The sequence below is a fragment of the Actinacidiphila sp. bgisy145 genome (assembly GCF_057708125.1).
Genome location: NZ_JBYIRL010000133.1, coordinates 1 through 593, shown reverse-complemented (window position 1 = coordinate 593; position 593 = coordinate 1). Strand labels below are relative to the sequence as shown.

Here is a 593-nt window from a genome sequence, read left to right as displayed (position 1 = left end):
AGTGGTGGATGGTTCACGAGTGAGAATGCAGGCATGAGTAGCGATACAAGAGTGGGAAACTCTTGCGCCGATTGACTAAGGGTTCCTGGGTCAAGCTGATCTGCCCAGGGTAAGTCGGGACCTAAGGCGAGGCCGACAGGCGTAGTCGATGGACAACCGGTTGATATTCCGGTACCCGCTTTGAAGCGCCCAGTACTGAGGCGAGCGATGCTAAGGCCGTGAAGCCGCCTCTGATCTCTTCGGAGTGAGGGGGAGTGGTGGAGCCGCTGAACCGGACTTGTAGTAGGTAAGTGATGGGGTGACGCAGGAAGGTAGTCCAGCCCGGGCGGTGGTTGTCCCGGGGTAAGGGTGTAGCCCGAGGGGTAGGTAAATCCGTCCCTCTTGTGGGTGAGACCTGATGCCGAGCCGATTGTGGTGAAGTGGATGATCCTATGCTGTCGAGAAAAGCCTCTAGCGAGTTTCAAGGCGGCCCGTACCCTAAACCGACTCAGGTGGTCTGGTAGAGAATACCGAGGCGTTCGGGTGAACTATGGTTAAGGAACTCGGCAAAATGCCCCCGTAACTTCGGGAGAAGGGGGGCCACTTCTGGTGAT

General features: G+C 57.3%; 1 rRNA gene. It reads left to right on the top strand.

Annotated elements, in window-relative coordinates:
* Window positions 1-593 (top strand): 23S ribosomal RNA (locus AC3ERT_RS36630); the annotation flags it as partial.